The sequence below is a fragment of the Aminobacter niigataensis genome (assembly GCF_014200015.1).
GTDB classification, from domain to species: Bacteria; Pseudomonadota; Alphaproteobacteria; order Rhizobiales; family Rhizobiaceae; genus Aminobacter; species Aminobacter niigataensis.
The window spans coordinates 192,125-210,171 of sequence record NZ_JACHOT010000007.1; the positions used below are offsets into that span (position 1 = coordinate 192,125).

At 63.9% G+C, this 18,047-nt stretch carries 18 protein-coding genes; 12 read left to right on the forward strand and 6 right to left on the reverse strand.

Annotation, left to right across the window (positions count from 1 at the left end; translation table 11 throughout):
- The first annotated feature begins 32 nt into the window (after positions 1-32).
- From GGQ99_RS21660 to GGQ99_RS21670, 3 genes are read left to right on the forward strand one after another with little or no spacing between them, the layout of a single operon-like run.
- Positions 33-452, forward strand: coding sequence for an HIT domain-containing protein (locus tag GGQ99_RS21660; RefSeq protein WP_108609508.1), 420 nt, complete (start codon positions 33-35; stop codon positions 450-452).
- Between the two features lie 34 nt (positions 453-486).
- Positions 487-1,443 (forward strand): NAD(+) diphosphatase, encoded by a 957-nt coding sequence (nudC, locus tag GGQ99_RS21665; protein WP_183264137.1) that lies wholly within the window; start codon positions 487-489, stop codon positions 1,441-1,443.
- A 48-nt stretch (positions 1,444-1,491) separates the two neighbouring features.
- Complete coding sequence (locus tag GGQ99_RS21670) at positions 1,492-2,376, forward strand: bifunctional helix-turn-helix transcriptional regulator/GNAT family N-acetyltransferase (protein WP_183264138.1); 885 nt, start codon at positions 1,492-1,494, stop codon at positions 2,374-2,376.
- 33 nt (positions 2,377-2,409) lie between these two features.
- Here GGQ99_RS21670 and GGQ99_RS21675 read toward each other — a convergent pair whose 3' ends face one another.
- The 3 genes from GGQ99_RS21675 to GGQ99_RS21685 form a co-directional block, all read right to left on the reverse strand.
- The gene (locus tag GGQ99_RS21675; protein WP_183264139.1) at positions 2,410-3,192 is read right to left on the reverse strand and encodes a class I SAM-dependent methyltransferase; all 783 of its coding nucleotides are present in this window, start codon (positions 3,190-3,192) and stop codon (positions 2,410-2,412) included.
- Positions 3,193-3,270: 78 nt separating this feature from the next.
- Positions 3,271-4,137, reverse strand: a complete 867-nt coding sequence (locus tag GGQ99_RS21680) for a prephenate dehydratase (RefSeq protein ID WP_183264140.1) — start codon at positions 4,135-4,137, stop codon at positions 3,271-3,273.
- 17 nt (positions 4,138-4,154) lie between these two features.
- Complete coding sequence (locus tag GGQ99_RS21685) at positions 4,155-4,883, reverse strand: 3-deoxy-manno-octulosonate cytidylyltransferase (RefSeq protein WP_183264141.1); 729 nt, start codon at positions 4,881-4,883, stop codon at positions 4,155-4,157.
- Positions 4,884-5,084: 201 nt separating this feature from the next.
- On the opposite strand from GGQ99_RS21685, the gene GGQ99_RS21690 reads away from it, so the two are divergent.
- The 9 genes from GGQ99_RS21690 to GGQ99_RS21730 all read left to right on the forward strand — a co-directional run bounded on the left by GGQ99_RS21690 (position 5,085) and on the right by GGQ99_RS21730 (position 15,254).
- Positions 5,085-5,789: a c-type cytochrome gene (locus GGQ99_RS21690; RefSeq protein WP_108609514.1), complete on the forward strand. Its 705-nt coding sequence runs from the start codon at positions 5,085-5,087 to the stop codon at positions 5,787-5,789.
- A 153-nt stretch (positions 5,790-5,942) separates the two neighbouring features.
- Positions 5,943-7,823 carry an extracellular solute-binding protein gene (locus GGQ99_RS21695; protein ID WP_183264142.1) on the forward strand — a complete coding sequence of 627 codons (1,881 nt, stop codon included), beginning with the start codon at positions 5,943-5,945 and terminating at the stop codon, positions 7,821-7,823.
- A gap of 62 nt (positions 7,824-7,885) precedes the next feature.
- Positions 7,886-9,691 (forward strand): extracellular solute-binding protein, encoded by a 1,806-nt coding sequence (locus tag GGQ99_RS21700; RefSeq protein WP_246389689.1) that lies wholly within the window; start codon positions 7,886-7,888, stop codon positions 9,689-9,691.
- Between the two features lie 45 nt (positions 9,692-9,736).
- A complete protein-coding gene (locus GGQ99_RS21705; RefSeq protein ID WP_108609516.1) occupies positions 9,737-10,840 on the forward strand; it encodes a microcin C ABC transporter permease YejB in 1,104 nt (367 codons plus the stop codon).
- Positions 10,840-11,982, forward strand: a complete 1,143-nt coding sequence (locus GGQ99_RS21710; protein ID WP_183264144.1) for an ABC transporter permease — start codon at positions 10,840-10,842, stop codon at positions 11,980-11,982. Before GGQ99_RS21705 ends, GGQ99_RS21710 begins: the two co-directional genes overlap by 1 nt.
- A 49-nt stretch (positions 11,983-12,031) precedes the next feature.
- Complete coding sequence (locus GGQ99_RS21715; protein WP_159091736.1) at positions 12,032-12,280, forward strand: type II toxin-antitoxin system VapB family antitoxin; 249 nt, start codon at positions 12,032-12,034, stop codon at positions 12,278-12,280.
- Positions 12,277-12,669 carry a type II toxin-antitoxin system VapC family toxin gene (locus GGQ99_RS21720; RefSeq protein WP_183264145.1) on the forward strand — a complete coding sequence of 131 codons (393 nt, stop codon included), beginning with the start codon at positions 12,277-12,279 and terminating at the stop codon, positions 12,667-12,669. The genes GGQ99_RS21715 and GGQ99_RS21720 overlap by 4 nt, the downstream gene beginning before the upstream one ends.
- Positions 12,666-14,294, forward strand: a complete 1,629-nt coding sequence (locus GGQ99_RS21725; protein WP_183264146.1) for an ABC transporter ATP-binding protein — start codon at positions 12,666-12,668, stop codon at positions 14,292-14,294. Before GGQ99_RS21720 ends, GGQ99_RS21725 begins: the two co-directional genes overlap by 4 nt.
- 15 nt (positions 14,295-14,309) lie before the next feature.
- On the forward strand, positions 14,310-15,254 hold the full coding sequence (locus tag GGQ99_RS21730; protein WP_183264147.1) for a 2-hydroxyacid dehydrogenase: 945 nt from the start codon (positions 14,310-14,312) through the stop codon (positions 15,252-15,254).
- Between the two features lie 12 nt (positions 15,255-15,266).
- On the opposite strand, the gene GGQ99_RS21735 is transcribed toward GGQ99_RS21730, so the two are convergent.
- The 3 genes from GGQ99_RS21735 to GGQ99_RS21745 all read right to left on the reverse strand — a co-directional run bounded on the left by GGQ99_RS21735 (position 15,267) and on the right by GGQ99_RS21745 (position 18,000).
- Complete coding sequence (locus tag GGQ99_RS21735) at positions 15,267-16,127, reverse strand: C40 family peptidase (protein ID WP_183264148.1); 861 nt, start codon at positions 16,125-16,127, stop codon at positions 15,267-15,269.
- Positions 16,124-16,474 (reverse strand): MarR family winged helix-turn-helix transcriptional regulator, encoded by a 351-nt coding sequence (locus GGQ99_RS21740; RefSeq protein ID WP_183264149.1) that lies wholly within the window; start codon positions 16,472-16,474, stop codon positions 16,124-16,126. The genes GGQ99_RS21735 and GGQ99_RS21740 overlap by 4 nt, the downstream gene beginning before the upstream one ends.
- A gap of 161 nt (positions 16,475-16,635) precedes the next feature.
- Positions 16,636-18,000, reverse strand: a complete 1,365-nt coding sequence (locus tag GGQ99_RS21745; protein ID WP_183264150.1) for a leucyl aminopeptidase family protein — start codon at positions 17,998-18,000, stop codon at positions 16,636-16,638.
- Positions 18,001-18,047: the final 47 nt, after the last annotated feature.

Below are 18,047 nucleotides of genomic sequence, written 5' to 3' on the forward strand. Positions count from 1 at the left end.
CTCTAGCCTCCGCATGAACAGGGAAAACGCCAATGATGTCGGGGCTCAAGGCCGGGTTTGCGCTGGATTCGCGTCTCGACACCGACAGCGAGCCCTTGATGTGGCTTGGCTTGTGCGAATTGCGCGTCATGAACGACCAGCGCTGGCCCTGGCTGATCCTGGTGCCGCAACGCTCCGGCATCGAGGAAATCCACGACCTGACCCCGCTCGACCAAGCCATGCTGACCTTCGAAAGCAACATGGTGGCCCATGCGCTGAAGCGCGTAACCGGCTGCGCCAAGATCAACAGCGGTGCACTCGGCAATGTCGTGCGGCAGCTGCATTTCCATGTCGTCGCCCGCTCCGAGGGCGACCCCGGCTGGCCCGGCCCGGTCTGGGGCCATGGCGTGCGCGAGCCTTATCGCCGCGACGACCTCCACCGGTTTGCCGAGAACATCAAGGCCGCCCTATAAGGGCATCCCCCGACCCAGCGCCTGAGTCCACGCAATGCATTTCAGCCTGTCCAACGCGCCCGAGCGCGAAGCCAGCCAGTTCCTCGGTTTTGCCGGCAACGTCATCGACCGCCAGTCGGAAAAGCGCAGCGACGATTCCGCCCGGCTGGCGTTGGCCGAGCCCGGCGCGCGGTTGCTGCTGATCGGCGCGGGACGGTTGGTGCTCGATTTCAGCACCGGCGCGGCCAGCCCTTATTTCACGGTCGCCGCAGCCGAGGCCATCGGCATCCAACCCGACGCCGCGATCCTGCTCGGCCGGGCCGACGATGTCGCCATGCTCGCGGTGCCTGTCGCCGTCGAGCCGGAAACCCTGCCCGAGCACCTCAAGGCGGTCGATTTCCGCTCGATCCTGACGCAGGGCCTGATCGACGGCGCCGGCCTCGGCGCCATGGCGCAAGGTGCGGCCCTGCTCGCCTGGCATGCAACCCACCGTTTCTGCGGCCGCTGCGGCGGGCCAACCGAGATGCGCGCCGGCGGCTACAAGCGGCGGTGCACTTCCTGCGGCGCCGAACACTTCCCGCGCACCGACCCGGTGGCCATCATGCTGACCGTGTCGGGCGACCGGTGCCTGATGGGGCGGGGCCGGCATTTCGCGCCCGGGGTCTACTCGGCGCTCGCCGGCTTCATCGAGCCGGGCGAGACCATCGAGGCGGCGGTGCGGCGCGAAACGCTGGAGGAATCCGGCATCAGGCTCGGCCGCGTCGTCTACCACTCGAGCCAGCCCTGGCCGTTCCCCTACTCGCTGATGATCGGCTGCTATGGCGAAGCGCTGAACGAGGACATCGTGCCTGATACCGCCGAGCTCGAGGATTGCCGCTGGTTTTCCCGTGCCGAGGTGCTGCAGATGCTCGACGGCACGCACCCCGGAGAACTCCGGGTGCCGCCGCCCCACGCCATCGCCCACCAGCTGATCCACGCTTGGGCAAAAACGCTCAATGAAATACCTGACTAAAGTCCGATAATTCTTGCCTGCCCGCATATGCCTGACTATAGTCAGGCAATGGACAAGGCTCTGCAAGTCACCCGGATTCGCAGCTTCAACCGCACGGTGACCCGCCGTATTGGCGTGCTGGAAGACAGCTATCTCAGCCGTGGGCGCCCGCTCGGCGAGGCACGGGTCATTTTCGAAATCGGGCTGGAAGGCGCGGGGCTCGGCGTGCTCCGCTCGCGGCTTGGGCTGGATTCGGGCTATCTCAGCCGGATGTTGCGTTCGCTCGAGGCACAGGGCCTCGTCGCCGTCGGCAAACACGCCGGCGACGCCCGCAGCCGCCGCGCGACGCTGACCCAAAAGGGCCGCGACGAGCACGCAGCCTATGACGCCTTGTCGGACGAATTGGCGAATTCCATTCTCGATCCGCTTTCGGTGTCGCGGCGAGATCGCCTCGTTGCCGCGATGGCAGAGGTCGAGCGCCTGCTTATGGCAGCGTCGATCACGATCGGCGAGGAGGCTCCCAATTCTGCGGAAGCGCGGCAATGCCTGGCGCAGTATTTCGACGAACTCGCAGAGCGTTTCGAGAAGGGGTTCGACCCGGCCTGGGGAAACACAACCACAGAGGAAGAGTTCATCCCTCCCCGTGGCAGTTTCGTGATCGCACGGCTCGACGGACGTCCCGTAGGCTGCGCAGCACTGCGCATGATCGATGCCACGACCGCGGAGATCAAGCGGATGTGGGTCGCGCCTTCCGCACGCGGGCTTGGCATTGCCAGCCGCCTGCTGCTCAAGCTGGAAGCGATCGCGGCAGGTCTTGGCGCGAAAACGGTTTGGCTCGACACCAACCGGGCGCTCAAGGAGGCGCAGACTCTCTACCGCCGTGAGGGCTACGAGGAAATTGCGCGCTTCAACGACAATCCCTATGCCGACCACTGGTTCGAGAAACGCCTGTAGAGCGCTTCGCCGGCAGCATCTGGCGACAGGCGCCTAAAACTCCGGCACGGCCTTCACCCAGCGAAACTGGTTGGCAAGCACGACCTGACCATCTCCACGAATATAGGGCTTGATTGCGTCGGCAAGCGCGTCGCGAACCTTATGGGCGCCTGAATGGCGCTCGGCTCGGGTGACCATCCCGGCCGAGGCAAAGGCACGCAATGCCGTGCCGGAATCGGGAAAGGCGATGGTCTCGTCAAACACGCCAGAACCGCTCGGTGTCAGCCCTGCCTTGCGCAGAAGGCCCTCGATCACGCCAGGCTCGGCGAGTGGCGGGGGCGGCACAGGCGATGGCGGCAGCAATGGACCGAGCGCCCGTATCGCCGCCAGTTGCAGCTGGCATCTATCCCGCTGCCCCCAGACCAGCATGAAAACGCTGCCACCGCTGTCACAGACGCGAGCGGCCTCGCCCAGCGCACGAATCATGTCGCCCGCGAATTGGAACGAATTGATGCCGGTCACGATATCGAAGGCACCGTCAGCGAAGGGCAGCTCCTCCATCTCGCCGGCTTCTATCTGGGCGTCCGGCAGGCGCTCCCGCGCAATGGCGACGAAGGCCTCCGAGGCGTCGATGCCTGAAACCTCCGCCCCACGATCGCGAGCGATCACGAGTGCCCCGCCGGTGCCACAGCCGATGTCGAGCAGTCGCCTGCCCTGCCCGACGCCGGCCAGTGCCATGGCGGCCCCAAACACCGGCAGCCAGGCGGGTTCCTGGGCTTCCGCCCAGTCTCGCGCCTTGGCGCCCCACAATTCACCCTGGATTGCTGCCGTGCCCATGACGCCGTCCTAGCGTGGACGATGCTGCGCCAGGTGCGGCGAACTCACAATTCAATCTGCGGTGAGCAAGCTGCGGCTTCAGTCGCCGTTGCCCTGCGTGCCGCGGAATTCGTTGGCTTCGTAGACGCCGAGGATGCGCACCTCGCGAGTGAAGAAACGCAGCTCCTCCAAGGCAAGCGCCACGAGACGGTCGTCGGGGTGACCCTCGATATCGGAATAGAACTGGGTGGCGGTGAACTCGCCGCCGAGCTGGTAGCTTTCCAGCTTGGTCATGTTGACGCCATTGGTGGCGAAGCCGCCCATCGCCTTGTAGAGGGCGGCCGGCACGTTGCGGACGCGGAAGACGAAGGTCGTCATCATCTTCGTCTCGGGATTGGTGCGCTCGGCCCAGCTCTTGCCCTTGGACAGGACGACGAAACGGGTGATGTTGTTTTCCGTGTCCTCGACGTTCTCCTCGAGAATGTCGAGGCCGTAGAGCGACGAGGCCAGACGCGGCGCAAGCGCTGCCATCGTGCGGTCCTTGACCTCGGCGACGAGCTTGGCCGCACCGGCGGTATCGCCGGCAACGACCGGCTTCCAGTTGTTCTTGCGAATGTATTTGCGGCACTGTCCGAGCGCGTGGATGTGGCTGTGCACGGTCTTGATCTCGGAGCGCTTGACGCCCGGCAGCACCATTAGCTGGAAATGGATCGGCAGGAAATATTCGCCGACGATGTGCAGCTTGGATTCAGGCAAAAGGTGATGGATGTCGGCGACGCGGCCGGCGATCGTGTTTTCGATCGGGATCATGGCGAGATCCGCCTTGCCGGTCTCGACCGCATTGAATGCGTCCTCGAAGGTCGGGCACGGCAACGGTTCCATGGTCGGATAGACGTTGCGGCAGGCGGTGTCGGAATTGGCGCCCGGCTCGCCCTGGAAGGCAATCTTGTTGGTCGTGGTCGGCATGGTTGGCCTGTCTTTGTCTATTTCGAGAGAAGTTCGCGGGCGCGTTCGAGGTCTTCGGGCGTATCTACGCCGAGCGGTACCGACGAGACGATCTCGGCGTCGATGCGCATGCCGGCTTCGAGCGCGCGCAACTGCTCGAGGCGCTCGCGCTTTTCGAGCGGTGACGGCCCGAGCCGGACGAACCGTTCGAGTGCCGCACGGCGATACGCATAGAGCCCGATGTGGTGGTAGAGCGGCCCCTCGCCCCAGGGGGCAGTCGCGCGCGTAAAATAGAGCGCCTTCAGATGCTGCACCGAAAGGGCGGAGCCGACGATCTTGACGACGTTGGGGTTGGTCTTTTCTTCCTCTCGGACGATCTCGACGCCGAGCGTGGCAATGTCGACGGCTGCTTCAGCCAATGGCCGGAAGGCAGCCCGGATCAGTTCCGGGTCGATGGTCGGCAAGTCGCCCTGGACGTTGACCACCGTGTCGACCTCGCCCTTGGGATCGAGCCTGGTCAGCGCCTCGAAGATGCGGTCCGAACCCGACTCATGGTCGGCGCGTGTCATCACCGCCTCGAAGCCATGCGCCCTCACCGTTTCCGCGACGATGTCGGTGTCGGTGGCCACCACGACACGGCCCAGGCCGCTTTCCGAAGCGCGGGCGGCGACATGGACGATCATCGGGCGGCCGGCGATGTCGGCGAGCGGCTTGCCCGGAAGGCGCGTCGAGGCCATGCGGGCGGGGATCAGGACGAGAGTGGACATGGCTTGGCTGCGGCTGTCTCGAAATGGCGTGGAAAAGTGTCAAAAGGTCTCACTGGAAGCGCCCTTATAGGTGTTGCAACCGGCAAGCAAAAGACCTAGTTTCCGCGCGATTTCACCCGGCCGGCCGGGCGATAGACGATACCGACGAACGGCAACGGTCGCAGAGGATGGCGATCGGCCGGATAAGGGAGCCAGGGGCGTATGGACTCATTCGAAATCAACAAGGTGCTCGGCGGCCTGCTGGGCACTGCCTTTGTGGTGTTCTCCATCTCGCTCGTCTCGGACGCGATTTTCGCTGCGCCGGTTCCCGAGAAGCCAGGCTTTGCCATCGAGGCTGCCGAAGAAGGTGGCGCAGCAGCAGGTGGTGGCGAAGCCGCTCCGGCCGCAGTACCGGTCGCCCAGCTGCTGGCCAGCGCCAATGCCGAAGCGGGCGCTGCCGTGTTCAAGAAGTGCACGGCCTGCCACTCCATCGAGAAGGGTGGCCCCAACAAGGTCGGACCGGATCTCTGGGCCGTGGTCAACCGCCCGATCGCCTCGCATGAAGGCTTCTCCTATTCGGGCGCGATGAAGGAATTCTCGCAGGGTGGTTCGGTCGTTTGGGATTTCGAGCACCTGAACCACTTCCTGGCGTCGCCGAAGGGCTATATCAAGGGCACGGCGATGGGCTTTGCCGGCATCAAGAAGGATGACGAGCGCGCCAACCTGCTGGCCTATCTGAACTCGCAGTCGGACAGCCCGGCACCGCTGCCTGCGGCAGACGCGGCTCCTGCCGCTGAGCCGACAGCAGCCCCGGCTGGCGAGGCTCCGGCAGCTCCCGCTGGAGGCGCCGCACCGGCTGCTCCCGCAGAGGGTGCTGCCCCGGCAGCACCGGCAGAAGGTGCCGCGCCGGCTCCGGCCGCGCACTAACCGATTTGTAATCTTCGCATCTTGAAAAAGCCGGGTTTGACCCGGCTTTTTTGTTGCCTGCCGCAAACATGCGACGACAATCGTCCAACGTGCGGTTCCCATGCGTCGGGAAACAATTAGAGTGGCGCGAAGCACCGGGCGAAGGGGAATTTCATGAAGGCTTGCCTGACGAGGATATTTGCAGCCGGCCTCGCCACTGTTCTGGCATCGGGCATGCTGCTGCCGGCGAGCGCCCAGGAGTGGCAAACCAGTTCGTCGCTGACCGGTCCCTCGAAATACGGCCAGGACTTCAAGCGCTACGACTACGTCAATCCGGATGCGCCCAAGGGCGGCACGCTGAATTCGACCGTCGGCGGCACCTTCGACAGCTTCAACCCATATATCGTCAAAGGCGCATCGGCCGCTGGCTTCACTTATTTCGGTGGCGGTTTGCTCTATGAAACGCTGATGGAGCAATCGCTCGACGAACCCAGCGTTAGCCACCCCATGATCGCCGATGCCTACAATTTTGCCGCCGATTACTCTTCCGCGACGTATCGGCTCGACCCGCGCGCCAAGTGGCACGACGGTAAGCCGATCACCACGGACGATGTCGTCTGGTCGTTCAATGTGCTGAAGGCCAACAGCCCGCAATACGGCCAGTATTATGCCAATGTGAAGGAAGCCGTCGCGGTCTCGGATCGCGTGGTCGAGTTTCGTTTCGACCAGAAGGGCAATCGCGAGCTTCCCAAGATCATCGGCGACCTGGTGGTCCTGCCCAAGCACTGGTGGGAAGGCAACGACGCTTCGGGCAAGAAGCGCGACGTGACCCGGCCAACGCTCGAAATCCCGCTCGGCTCGGGCCCCTACAAGGTCGAAAGCTTCAAGCCGGGTACCGAGATCGTCTGGACCCGCGTACCCGACCATTGGGCGACCACCGTCGGCGTCAATGTCGGGCGCAACAATTTCGACAAGCGCCGTTATAGCTACTTCCTCGACGAGAGCGCCGAATGGCAGGCCTTCACCAAGGGCGGGCTTCAGGACGTCAAGCGCGAAAACAGCTCGCGCCGCTGGTCAACGCAGTATGATTTCCCCGCCTTCAAGGCCGGCGACGTCATCAAGCAGGAGTTCAAGACCTCGTCGGGCGAACCGTTCCAAGGCTACGCGCTCAACCTGCGTCGGCCGCAGTTCCAGGACCGTCGCGTCAGGCAGGCGCTGACGCTGGCGTATAATTTCGAATACATGAACCGCACGCTGTTCTTCGGGCTCAACACCCGCACCAACAGCTACTTCCAGGGCCAGGATCTCGCCTCAAGCGGCTTGCCGACCGGCAAGGAGCTGGAGCTTCTGACGCCTTACAAGGACAAGCTGCCACCCGAACTCTTCACAGAGGAATTCAAGCTGCCCGTCTACGACACGCCCCAGGCGGAACGGCAGTATCTGCGCCAGGCGATATCGCTGTTCGCCGAGGCCGGTTGGCGCGCCAGCGGCGGCAAGCTGATGAACGAAAAGACCGGCGAGCAGTTCAAGATCGAGTTCCTCGGCAAGGACGCCACCGACGAGGTCATCGCCAGCCCCTTCATCGACAGTCTGCGCCGACTTGGCATCGACGCGACGCTGCGCATGGTCGACACCAGCCAGTACATCAACCGGATCAATGAGTTCGACTTCGACGCGACAACGACGACGCTCAACCAGTCGTCCTCGCCGGGTAATGAGCAGCGCGACTTCTGGAGTTCGAAGGCCGCCGCCAAGCCCGGTTCGCGCAACATCATGGGCATCGGCGACCCGATCGTCGATGCGCTGGTCGAACGCGTCATCTTCGCCACCGATCGCGACGACCTGTTGGCCGCCACCCACGCGCTCGACCGCGTGCTGTTGTGGAACTACTACGTCGTGCCGCAATATCACCGGCCGGTGCTGTGGCTTGCCTACTGGAACAAGTTCGGCATCCCTGAAAAGCAGCCGAGCTTCATCGGCGCCGACATCGATTCCTGGTGGATCGACAAGGACAAGGAGGCGGCACTCGCCGCCAAGTACAAGGGAGCCAATTGAGACCGCGCCCGACCCGTCGCGATTTCCTGGCGTTTGGTACGGCCGCGGCCGTAGCACCGCTGATGGCGGGACGCGTTTTCGCGGCGAGCCCCACCGGTGTGGGGCTGCACGGTCTGTCGGCCTTCGGCGATCTCAAATATGGCCCTGACTTCACGCATCTCGACTTCGTCAATGCCGACGCCCCCAAGGGCGGTACGTTCAACTTTTCGCCGTCCTACTGGGTCTTCAACCAGAACCCGCAGACCTTCAACACGCTGAATACCTTCGTTGCCAGGGGCGATTCCCCGCCACGCATGGAGCTGTGCTACGATTCGCTGATGACGCGGGCGATCGACGAGCCCGACGCCATCTACGGCTTGCTGGCGCAGTCGGTGACCATTTCCGACGATCGCAACAGCTTCGATTTCGCGCTGAGGCCCGAAGCGCGCTTCAACGACGGCACGCCGTTCACGGCGCAAGACGCGGCCTACGCCTTCGATCTTTTCAAGAAGAATGGCCATCCGAACCTGCTTTTGCCGCTCAGCCATCTCAAGGAGGCGAAGGCGCTCGACGCGCACACGCTGCGGCTCAGCTTCGACGGCCAGCAGTCGGACCGGACCGTCCTCGACATCGCGACATACCCGATCCCGGCCAAGGCTTTCTTCGAGGCCAATCCGTTCGACGGCTCCCAGCTCAAGGCGCCGCTGGGCTCCGGCCCCTACAAGGTCGGCCGCGTCTCGCCCGGACAGATCATCGAGTTCGAGCGCGTCGCCGACTATTGGGGCCGCGACCTGCCGGTCAATCGCGGCCTCTACAATTTCGACCGCATCCGCATCGAGTTCTACCAGGACCGGCAGGCCGCCTTCGAAGCCTTCAAGAAGGGCGCGATCCTCTACCGGCAGGAATACGTCTCCCGCGTCTGGGCGACCGGCTACGACTTCCCGGCACTGAAGGCCGGCAAGGTGGTCAAGCGCGAGTTCCCCAGCGAAAAGCGCCCATCAATGCAGGCACTGGCGCTCAACCAGCGGCGCGAGCGCTTTCGCGACCCGCGCGTGCGGCAGGCGATTGCGCTGTGCTTCGACTTCGAATGGACCAACCGCAATCTGTTCTACGGCGCCTACGAGCGTTCGCAGTCGACCTTCGAGAAATCGGCTTACCGTGCCGAGGGCTTGCCCACGCCCGAGGAACTGGCATTGCTCGAACCGTTCCGAGGCCGCATTCCCGACGAGGCCTTCGGCGAGGCAGTGCTGCAGCCGCCGTCGGACGGCTCGGGCCGAGACCGCAAGCTGCTCGGCAAGGCTTCGAAACTGCTCGCTGACGCCGGCTGGATCCGCAAGGACGGCAATCTGCGCAACGCCAAAGGCGAGCAGCTGACGCTCGAAATCCTCGTCGACGACGACTCCCTGGTCCGCGTCTTTTCACCCTGGGTCGAGAACATGAAGGCGATCGGCATCGCGGCATCGCTGCGCATGGTCGATTCGACCCAGCACCAGGCGCGGCAGACAACATTCGACTATGACGCCATTTCGGCCGCGGCCTCTTTTTCGGCGACCCCCAGCCGCGACGAGATCGACGGGCTGTTCCATTCGCGCTCGGCCGCCCTGCAGGGCTCGACCAACCTGCCCGGCACCGCCGACCCCGCCATCGACGCCTTGATCGACGCCGTGGGTGCGGCCAAGGATCGCGAAGCGCTGACAGTCGCCATGCGGGCTCTGGACCGGGTCTTGCGCGCCCGGCAAGACTGGATTCCAAATTGGTTTTCGGCGAATCACCGCGCCGCATTCTGGGACATGTTCGGCTTCAAGGAGCCGAAACCGGATTTCGGCTTCCCCATCGAGGCGATGTGGTGGTTCGACAAGGACAAGGCTTCACGTATTGGCAAGACCTGAGATTTTTTCGCTTGAAGCTCCGTTCCGCCTGAGGAGCCTCGCCTGATGGGCGCCTACGTCTTACGCCGTATCCTTTTGATGATTCCGACCCTGTTCGGCATCATGGCGATCTCGTTCGCCGTCATCCAGTTCGCGCCGGGCGGCCCGGTCGAGCAGGTCATCGCCAAGCTGACCGGCCAAGGCGGCGACGCCAGTGACCGGCTTTCGGGCGGCGGAGGCGATGTCGGCGGCAACAACTTCGACCCGGCGGGCGGCGAAGGCTCGTCCAAATACCGCGGCGCGCAAGGTCTTGACCCCGAGTTTATCGCCAAGCTGGAGAAGCAGTTCGGCTTCGACAAACCGCCGCTCGAACGCTTCGGCATGATGCTGTGGAATTATGCCCGCTTCGACTTCGGCGACAGCTATTTCCGCGACGTCTCGGTGCTCGATCTTATCCTCGAGAAGATGCCGGTGTCGATCTCGCTCGGCATCTGGATCACGCTGCTCTCCTACCTGATCTCGATTCCGCTCGGCATCCGCAAGGCGGTCAAGGACGGTTCGTCCTTCGATATCTGGACCAGCGGCGTCATCATCGTCGGCTACGCCATCCCGGCCTTCCTGTTCGCCATCCTTCTGATGGTGTTGTTCGCCGGCGGCTCGTTCTTCGACTGGTTCCCGCTGCGCGGCCTGACCTCGGAGAATTTCGACCAGCTGTCGCTCGGCGGCAAGGTGCTCGACTACCTCTGGCACCTCGCATTGCCGCTGACCGCACTGGTGCTGTCGGCCTTCGCCACCACGACGCTTTTGACCAAGAACTCGTTCCTCGACGAAATCCGCAAGCAGTATGTCGTCACCGCCCGCGCCAAGGGGCTGTCGCAGCGCCAGGTGCTTTACGGCCACGTCTTCCGCAACGCCATGCTGATCGTCATCGCCGGCTTCCCCGGCGCCTTCATCTCGGCCTTCTTCACCGGTTCGCTCTTGATCGAGAACATCTTCTCGCTTGACGGACTCGGCCTGCTCGGCTTCCGCTCGGTGCTCGACCGAGATTATCCCGTGGTCTTCGCCAATCTCTACATCTTCTCGCTGATGGGGCTGTTCGTCAGCCTGATCTCCGACCTGACCTACACATGGATCGATCCGCGCATCGACTTCGAGCGGAGGGACGTCTGATGTCGACGGTCGATACGGTTGCCGCACCGGTCAAGCGGCCCTGGCTCTCGCCGATCAACAAGCGACGCTGGCAGAGCTTCAAGGCCAACCGCCGTGGCTACTGGTCTCTGTGGCTGTTCCTCATCCTGTTCGTGCTCACGCTGTTCTCCGAGTTGATCGCCAACGACAGGCCGCTCCTGATCCGCTTCAAGGGCGAGTTCTTCTCGCCGATCGTCAGCGATTATGGCGAAGAGACGTTCCTTGGCGACGAGGGTTTCCTGCCTGTCACCGACTACCGCATGTCGGTGGTGCAGGAGGCGATATCAGCCAATGGCTGGATGATCTGGCCGCCGGTCCGCTATTCCTACCGCACGACCAACAACGAAATTCCCGAGGCAGCTCCCGCCAAGCCGTCCTGGATGTACCCCAAGGACGTTCGCTGCCAGCGCTATCCGCTGGGGGTGGACGACCCCAACTGCACCATCGGCAACTGGAACTGGCTCGGCACCGACGACCAGGCGCGCGATGTGCTCGCCCGCGTCATCTACGGCTTCCGCATCTCGGTGCTGTTCGGCCTGATCCTGACCGCCGGCTCGGCGCTGATCGGCGTCTCGGCGGGCGCCATGCAGGGCTATTTCGGCGGCTGGACCGACTTGCTGTTCCAACGCTTCATCGAAATATGGTCGGCGATCCCGGTGCTCTATTTGCTGCTGATCGTCGCCGCCATCCTGCCGCCCGGCTTCTTCATCCTGCTCGGGCTGATGCTGGTATTCTCATGGGTGGCGCTGGTGGGCGTCGTACGGGCCGAGTTCCTGCGCGCCCGCAACTTCGAGTACGTCAATGCAGCGCGCGCGCTCGGCGTGCCCAACCGGACGATCATCTTCCGCCACCTTTTGCCCAACGCCATGGTGGCAACGCTGACCTTCCTGCCCTTCATCCTCAACGGCTCGATCTCGACGCTGACCTCGCTCGACTTCCTCGGCTTCGGCCTGCCGCCGGGCTCGGCGTCGCTCGGCGAATTGCTCAAGCAGGGCCAGCGCAATCTCAACGCGCCATGGCTCGGGCTCTCCGGATTCGTCGTGATCTCGCTGATGCTGTCGCTGCTGATCTTCATCGGCGAGGCAACCCGCGACGCCTTCGACCCAAGGAAGACGTTCAAGTGAGCTGGGACCTATGGTATAATTTCTTGTGTTTTCTACCATGGAGATCAACATGGGCATGAACATCAAGAGTGAGAAGGCGCAAAAGCTCGCGAGACGGTTGGCCGATGCGACAGGGCAAAGCATGACGGCAGCCATCGAACAGGCGTTGGAAGCCGAAATCAAAAGGCTCGAAACCAATGACGACCTTGCAATTCGCAAAGCGCGGATCAAGGAAATCTTAAGGCGCTCGGGGCCAACACCCCCAGGCGCCACAAGCGATCATTCCGACCTTTATGACGATGACGGTTTGCCGGCATGATCGTTGATGCGTCGGCAATTCTCGCAATCCTACTGGAAGAGTCCGATGGCGACGCGATGGAAGACAAGCTCCTTTCGCCTCGTCAGCGCCACGCGATGTCCCCAGTCAACTACCTTGAAGCCGCTGTCAAAGCAGACGGCCTAAAGGACACCAGGAAAGGTGCTGAACTCAACAATTTGTTGGCAGACTTCGGCATCGAGATCGTCGTGGTGACACCGGAACAGGCATTGCTCGCCCGCGAAGCCTATCAACAATTCGGCAAGGGCAACCACCCGGCCAAGCTCAACCTCGGCGACTGCTTTGCCTATGCGCTTGCCAAGGCGCGCCGCGAGCCGCTTCTTTTCAAAGGCGACGATTTCCGCATGACCGACATCGAGGCCGCCATTTGACCTCCCCTCTCCTTTCCGTCCAGGACCTGTCCGTCGCCTTCAGCCAGGGTGGCATGACGACGACCGCCGTGGACCACATCTCCTTCGACATCGCCAAGGGCGAGACGGTGGCGCTGGTCGGCGAATCCGGCTCGGGCAAGTCGGTGTCGGCGCTTTCGGTGCTGAAGCTCCTGCCCTACCCGCCGGCGAGCCACCCCTCGGGACGCATGATGTTCGGCGGCCAGGACCTGCTTGCGCTCGACGAAAACGCCTTGCGCAAGGTCCGCGGCAACAAGATCACCATGATCTTCCAGGAGCCGATGACCTCGCTCAACCCGCTGCACACGATCGAGCGGCAGATCGTCGAGGTGCTGTCGCTGCATCAGGGCATGGGCGACAAGCAGGCCAAGTCGCGCACTCTCGAACTGCTCGAAGAGGTCGGCATCCGCGAACCCAGCAAGCGGCTCGACGCCTATCCGCACCAGCTCTCGGGCGGCCAGCGCCAGCGCGTGATGATCGCCATGGCTCTCGCCAACGAGCCCGAGCTCCTGATCGCCGACGAGCCGACAACCGCGCTCGACGTGACGGTCCAGGCGCAGATCCTGGAGCTGCTCGCCAAGCTCAAGGCCCGCAAGGGCATGTCGATGCTGTTCATCACCCACGACCTCGGCATCGTCCGGCGCATCGCCGACCGGGTCTGCGTCATGACCAAGGGCCAGATCGTCGAGACCGGACCGACCAAGGAAATCTTCGCCAACCCGCAGCACAGCTACACCCGCCACCTGCTGGCCGCCGAGCCCAAGGGCAAGCCGCCGGCCGCCGACGCGTCAGCCAAGACGGTGATGTCTGGTTCCGACGTGAAGGTCTGGTTTCCGATCAAGCAGGGCTTCTTCCGCAAGACGGTCGACCATGTGAAGGCGGTCGACGGGATCGATGTTGCCGTCCGCGCCGGCCAGACCGTCGGCGTGGTCGGCGAATCCGGCTCCGGCAAGACGACGCTGGGACTGGCGCTGACCCGCATGATCTCGTCGCAAGGCAGGATCGACTTCGATGGCCGCGAGATCGACAAGTTCAGCTTCAATGCGATGCGGCCGCTCAGGCGCGAGATGCAGATCGTGTTCCAGGACCCGTTCGGCTCGCTCAGCCCGCGCATGTCGGTCGCCGACATCATCGAGGAGGGACTGAAGATCCACGAGCCCGGTCTCAAGGTGGCCGAGCGCGACCGCAAGGTTGTCGACGTGCTGCGCGAGGTCGGCCTCGACCCCGAGACCCGCTTCCGTTATCCCCACGAATTCTCCGGCGGCCAGCGCCAGCGCATCGCCATTGCCCGCGCCATGGTGCTCAAGCCGCGCTTCGTCATGCTCGACGAGCCGACTTCGGCACTCGACATGAGCGTGCAGGCCCAGGTGGTCGATCTCTTGCGCAGCCTGCAGGCCAAGCACGACCTCGCCTATCTGTTCATCAGCCACGACCTCAAGGTCGTGCGCGCGCTTGCCAATGACGTCATCGTGATGCGCAACGGCAAGGTGGTCGAGGCGGGGCCGTCCGAGCAGATTTTCGAGCGTCCGCAAACGGATTACACTCGGGCGCTGATATCGGCGGCGTTCAAGATCGAGACCGCTCCTACTGGCGTCGTCAGCGAATAGCATCAAGGGCATAGCATGGCAGGCAAGGGCAAGGTTCTTCTTTCGATCACCGGTTTCAGCCCGCAGCGCTGGTATGAATTGCTGTCGGCGGAGCGCGAGGTGGTGCTCGAACCGGATGGCCCCGCCGATCCCTCGATCGAATACGCCGTGGTTTGGAAGCAGAAGCCCGGCCTGCTCGCCAAGTTGCCGAACCTGAAGGTCATCTTCTCCATCGGCGCCGGCGTCGATCATCTGTTTGCCGATCCCAACCTGCCTGCAGCCCCGATCATCCGCGTCGTGGATGAAAACCTGACCCAGCACATGGTCGAATACGTGTTGTGGCGGGTGTTCGACCATCATCGCCAGGGCCAGCTCTACCGGATACAGCAGACGAAGAAGGCCTGGCACGAGCCGCAGCAGCGGCCTGCCTCCGACATCTCGGTCGGCATCATGGGCCTGGGCAATCTCGGCCGCGCGGCGGCCGAAGCGCTCAAGGGTGTCGGCTTCCACGTCAATGGCTGGAGCCGCCGCCCACAGGAAGCAGCAGGCGTGACCACCTATTGCGGCGATGCCGGCCTCGTGCCGTTCCTCAACGCGACCGACATCCTTGTGGTGCTGCTGCCACTGACGGAGGCGACCAAGGGCATCATCAGCTACGGCCTGCTCAAGGAACTGCGCCGGCGCAACGGCCTCGGGGGTGCTGTGCTGATCAATGCCGGGCGTGGCAAGTTGCAGCGCGATGCCGACATCCTGCGCGCGCTCGACGACGGCACGTTGAAGGAAGCCAGCCTCGACGTCTTCGAGGTCGAGCCGCTGCCGAAGACCAGCCCGATGTGGAACCACCCGAAGGTGTTCGTGACGCCGCATGCGGCCGCGACGTCCGACCCCACCCATCTGGTGCCGCCGATGCTCGAGCAGATGGACGCCTTCGAGCGGGGCGAACCGCTTGAGAATGTCGTCGACCGCGCGGCAGGGTATTAGAGCCGGAAGCCCTTACGGCCGGCGGAAGCTCGTAGGCCCGCCATAGAGGTAGCCTATACGGTCGATGGCGTCGCGCAGACCTTCGCGCGCAACCGTCATGGTGTGACCATTGGCGTGGATCATGTTCACCGCATCGGTCATGATCGCGACGTGGCCTTTCCAGAAGACGAGGTCGCCGCGCTGGAGCTTGGAGAAATCCGTGCCCGCGTCGACCGGGTTGCCAAGCGAGGCTTCCTGCATGTCCGAATCGCGCAGGACGTCACGCCCTGTCATGCGCATCGAAAGCTGGACCAGCCCCGAGCAGTCGATGCCGAAGGCTGAGAAGCCGCCCCAGAGATAGGGCGTGTCGATCAGCCGTTCCGCCACCGAAACGAAGTCGTCGGCCTTTGTGCCCAAAGGCGCCAAATGCTGGGAAACCAGTGCCTCGCCCGAGGCAAGCAGGGCATATTGGGTGCCGCGCGTTTCGGCATGGCCGGCAATCGCAACCTGCGATCCCAGCGACAATGCCGGGCCGCGCGGAAACTTCATGTCAGGACCGGGATAGACGAAGGTGCGTGTCGCCATGACGACGTGGGTCGGCGCCGGGCCGCGCGGCGCAAGGTCGCCAGACGAGACATAGCCGACATAGCCGTCACGCTCGGCCTGGAGCCAGGCGAACCCCTCAGCCTCCTCGAAGATCGTGACGTCGTCGCCATAAAGCAGTTGCGTGTTGAGGCCCGAATCCGGCCTGGGCGCCTTGCGAACGTCCGCAACGGGGGCGGAAATGCGCGCCGGGCGGCCGGCGACAAATCGCTCGGCCGCCACTTCGCCCTTGAGGCGGGCGTCGGCAAGGTCGGGACGGAAAGCGTGAAGGCGGCTGTCGCGGGCGGTCAAATCGGAAGCTCCATGGCTTTGGCGATGATAGCATCGCCCAATCTCTCGACATAGAGCGCGCCTTCGACGGTGCGCCTGATCAACACGTTGCGCTTGTCGCTCGGGTCGCGGTGCCGCGATACCAGCTTGAGCGCACCCATGGTGTCGAGCGCGCGGGTGATGACCGGCTTGCTGACGCCGAGCCGAGCCGCCAGCCCCCGCACCGTATGCGGCGGCGGGTCGAGATAGATGGTGAGCAGGATCGCCATCTGGCGCAGCGTCAGGTCGGGCGCGTCGTCACGCACCTCGGAAAGGGCAAACTGCTGCAACAGTTTCAACGACTGGCTCGGACGCAATGCGATCGGCATGCCGCCAGCATCCACTGTATTTGTTTCGGTTCCGTTTCATTCAAATGGGATTTTGCGGCGATGGCAAGGCGCAGTCGGACAGATGCGGAGTAAACACCTCTCCGCCTCGCTGCGCTCGGCACCTCTCCCCCGCAAAGCGGGGGCGAGGAACCACGCCAGCCTCAGCCAAATCGTGCCGAAATCACTTTTTCTAGTGCCCGGATCGCCTGCGCTTCGCCGCCGCTCGGGCCGTACGGGCGGTCCGTCGGGTTCCAGGCGAAGATGTCGAAATGCGCCCAGCCGGGCGTCTTTTCGACAAAGCGCTTGAGGAACAGGGCAGCAGTGATCGAGCCGGCGAAACCGTCCGAGGTGACGTTGTTCATGTCGGCGATCTTCGAAGACAGTTTTGCGTCGTAGGGCTTCCAAAGCGGCATGCGCCAGATCGGGTCCTCGACCGCGCCGGATGCGGCCGCGAGTTCGGCAGCAAGGGCATCGTCGTCGGTGTAGAAGGGTGGCAGGTCCGGCCCGAGCGCCACGCGCGCAGCCCCCGTCAGCGTCGCCATATCGACAAGCATCTCCGGCTGTTCCTCATCGGCAAGGGCCAGCGCGTCGGCGAGCACCAGCCGGCCCTCGGCATCGGTGTTGCCGATCTCGACCGTGATGCCCTTGCGGCTCTGCAGCACGTCGCCCGGGCGGAAGGCGTTGGCCGAGATCGAATTCTCCACCGCGGGGATGAGCACGCGCAGCCTGACGTTCAGCCTTGCCGCCATGATCATCGAGGCAAGGCCAAGCACGTTGGCGGCACCGCCCATGTCCTTCTTCATCAAAAGCATGCCCGAGGCAGGCTTGATGTCGAGACCGCCGGTGTCGAAGCAGACGCCCTTGCCGACAAGCGTGACCTTCGGGGCGTCGCTTGCGCCCCAGGTCAGGTCGATCAGTCGCGGCGCATCATGCGAGGCGCGGCCGACGGCGTGGATCATCGGGAAATTGTGTTCAAGCAGGCCGTCGCCGATCGTCACGCGGACCTCGGCGCCATGTGCGCCGGCAAGAGTCCGTGCCGCGGCTTCGAGCGCCGAGGGGCCCATGTCATTGGTCGGCGTATTGACGAGGTCGCGGACGAGGAAAACCGCTTCGACCAGGCGCTTGAGGCGATCGGCATCGACCCCCGCTGGGACCGCCAGCCCAAGTTCCCTGCCCGGCTTCTTGCCATATCGGGTGAAGCTGTAGCCGCCGAGCGCGACTGCAAGCGCGGCCAGCTCGGGATGCGCCGGCGCGGTGGCGAAATGCCAGTCGCCTTCCGGCAGGTTGCGGGCAAGAACGCCGAAGCCAAGCCCGTTTTCCTGCTGACCCGTGCCGAACAGCGCCCCGGCCAGCCTGCCGTCCACGCCGGGCACGGCTAGCACCCTGCCCGCCTCGCCGGCAAAGCCGTTGGCATTGGCCCAGGCGGCAATTTCGGGTGCAAGACCGGCATTGCCCAGGCCATCCTTGGCAACAAGATGGATCGGCAGCGCATCGCTGGGCTTGGCGTCGAGCAGTTCGACCGGCATTGCGGCTTCCTTCAGTGTCGGACGGCTCGGTACATCAGGGCACTCTT

What these genes read in the sequence shown, in the direction of transcription:
- GGQ99_RS21720 (WP_183264145.1), top strand. Translation starts at nt 12,277, where the DNA reads ATGATCGTTGATGCGTCGGCAATTCTCGCAATCCTACTGGAAGAGTCC.
- GGQ99_RS21745 (WP_183264150.1), bottom strand. Translation starts at nt 18,000, where the DNA reads ATGCCGGTCGAACTGCTCGACGCCAAGCCCAGCGATGCGCTGCCGATC.
- GGQ99_RS21705 (WP_108609516.1), top strand. Translation starts at nt 9,737, where the DNA reads ATGGGCGCCTACGTCTTACGCCGTATCCTTTTGATGATTCCGACCCTG.
- GGQ99_RS21710 (WP_183264144.1), top strand. Translation starts at nt 10,840, where the DNA reads ATGTCGACGGTCGATACGGTTGCCGCACCGGTCAAGCGGCCCTGGCTC.
- GGQ99_RS21685 (WP_183264141.1), bottom strand. Translation starts at nt 4,883, where the DNA reads ATGTCCACTCTCGTCCTGATCCCCGCCCGCATGGCCTCGACGCGCCTT.
- GGQ99_RS21740 (WP_183264149.1), bottom strand. Translation starts at nt 16,474, where the DNA reads ATGCCGATCGCATTGCGTCCGAGCCAGTCGTTGAAACTGTTGCAGCAG.
- GGQ99_RS21670 (WP_183264138.1), top strand. Translation starts at nt 1,492, where the DNA reads ATGGACAAGGCTCTGCAAGTCACCCGGATTCGCAGCTTCAACCGCACG.
- nudC (WP_183264137.1), top strand. Translation starts at nt 487, where the DNA reads ATGCATTTCAGCCTGTCCAACGCGCCCGAGCGCGAAGCCAGCCAGTTC.
- GGQ99_RS21700 (WP_246389689.1), top strand. Translation starts at nt 7,886, where the DNA reads ATGGCGGGACGCGTTTTCGCGGCGAGCCCCACCGGTGTGGGGCTGCAC.
- GGQ99_RS21660 (WP_108609508.1), top strand. Translation starts at nt 33, where the DNA reads ATGATGTCGGGGCTCAAGGCCGGGTTTGCGCTGGATTCGCGTCTCGAC.
- GGQ99_RS21695 (WP_183264142.1), top strand. Translation starts at nt 5,943, where the DNA reads ATGAAGGCTTGCCTGACGAGGATATTTGCAGCCGGCCTCGCCACTGTT.
- GGQ99_RS21730 (WP_183264147.1), top strand. Translation starts at nt 14,310, where the DNA reads ATGGCAGGCAAGGGCAAGGTTCTTCTTTCGATCACCGGTTTCAGCCCG.
- GGQ99_RS21675 (WP_183264139.1), bottom strand. Translation starts at nt 3,192, where the DNA reads ATGGGCACGGCAGCAATCCAGGGTGAATTGTGGGGCGCCAAGGCGCGA.
- GGQ99_RS21680 (WP_183264140.1), bottom strand. Translation starts at nt 4,137, where the DNA reads ATGCCGACCACGACCAACAAGATTGCCTTCCAGGGCGAGCCGGGCGCC.
- GGQ99_RS21715 (WP_159091736.1), top strand. Translation starts at nt 12,032, where the DNA reads ATGGGCATGAACATCAAGAGTGAGAAGGCGCAAAAGCTCGCGAGACGG.
- GGQ99_RS21690 (WP_108609514.1), top strand. Translation starts at nt 5,085, where the DNA reads ATGGACTCATTCGAAATCAACAAGGTGCTCGGCGGCCTGCTGGGCACT.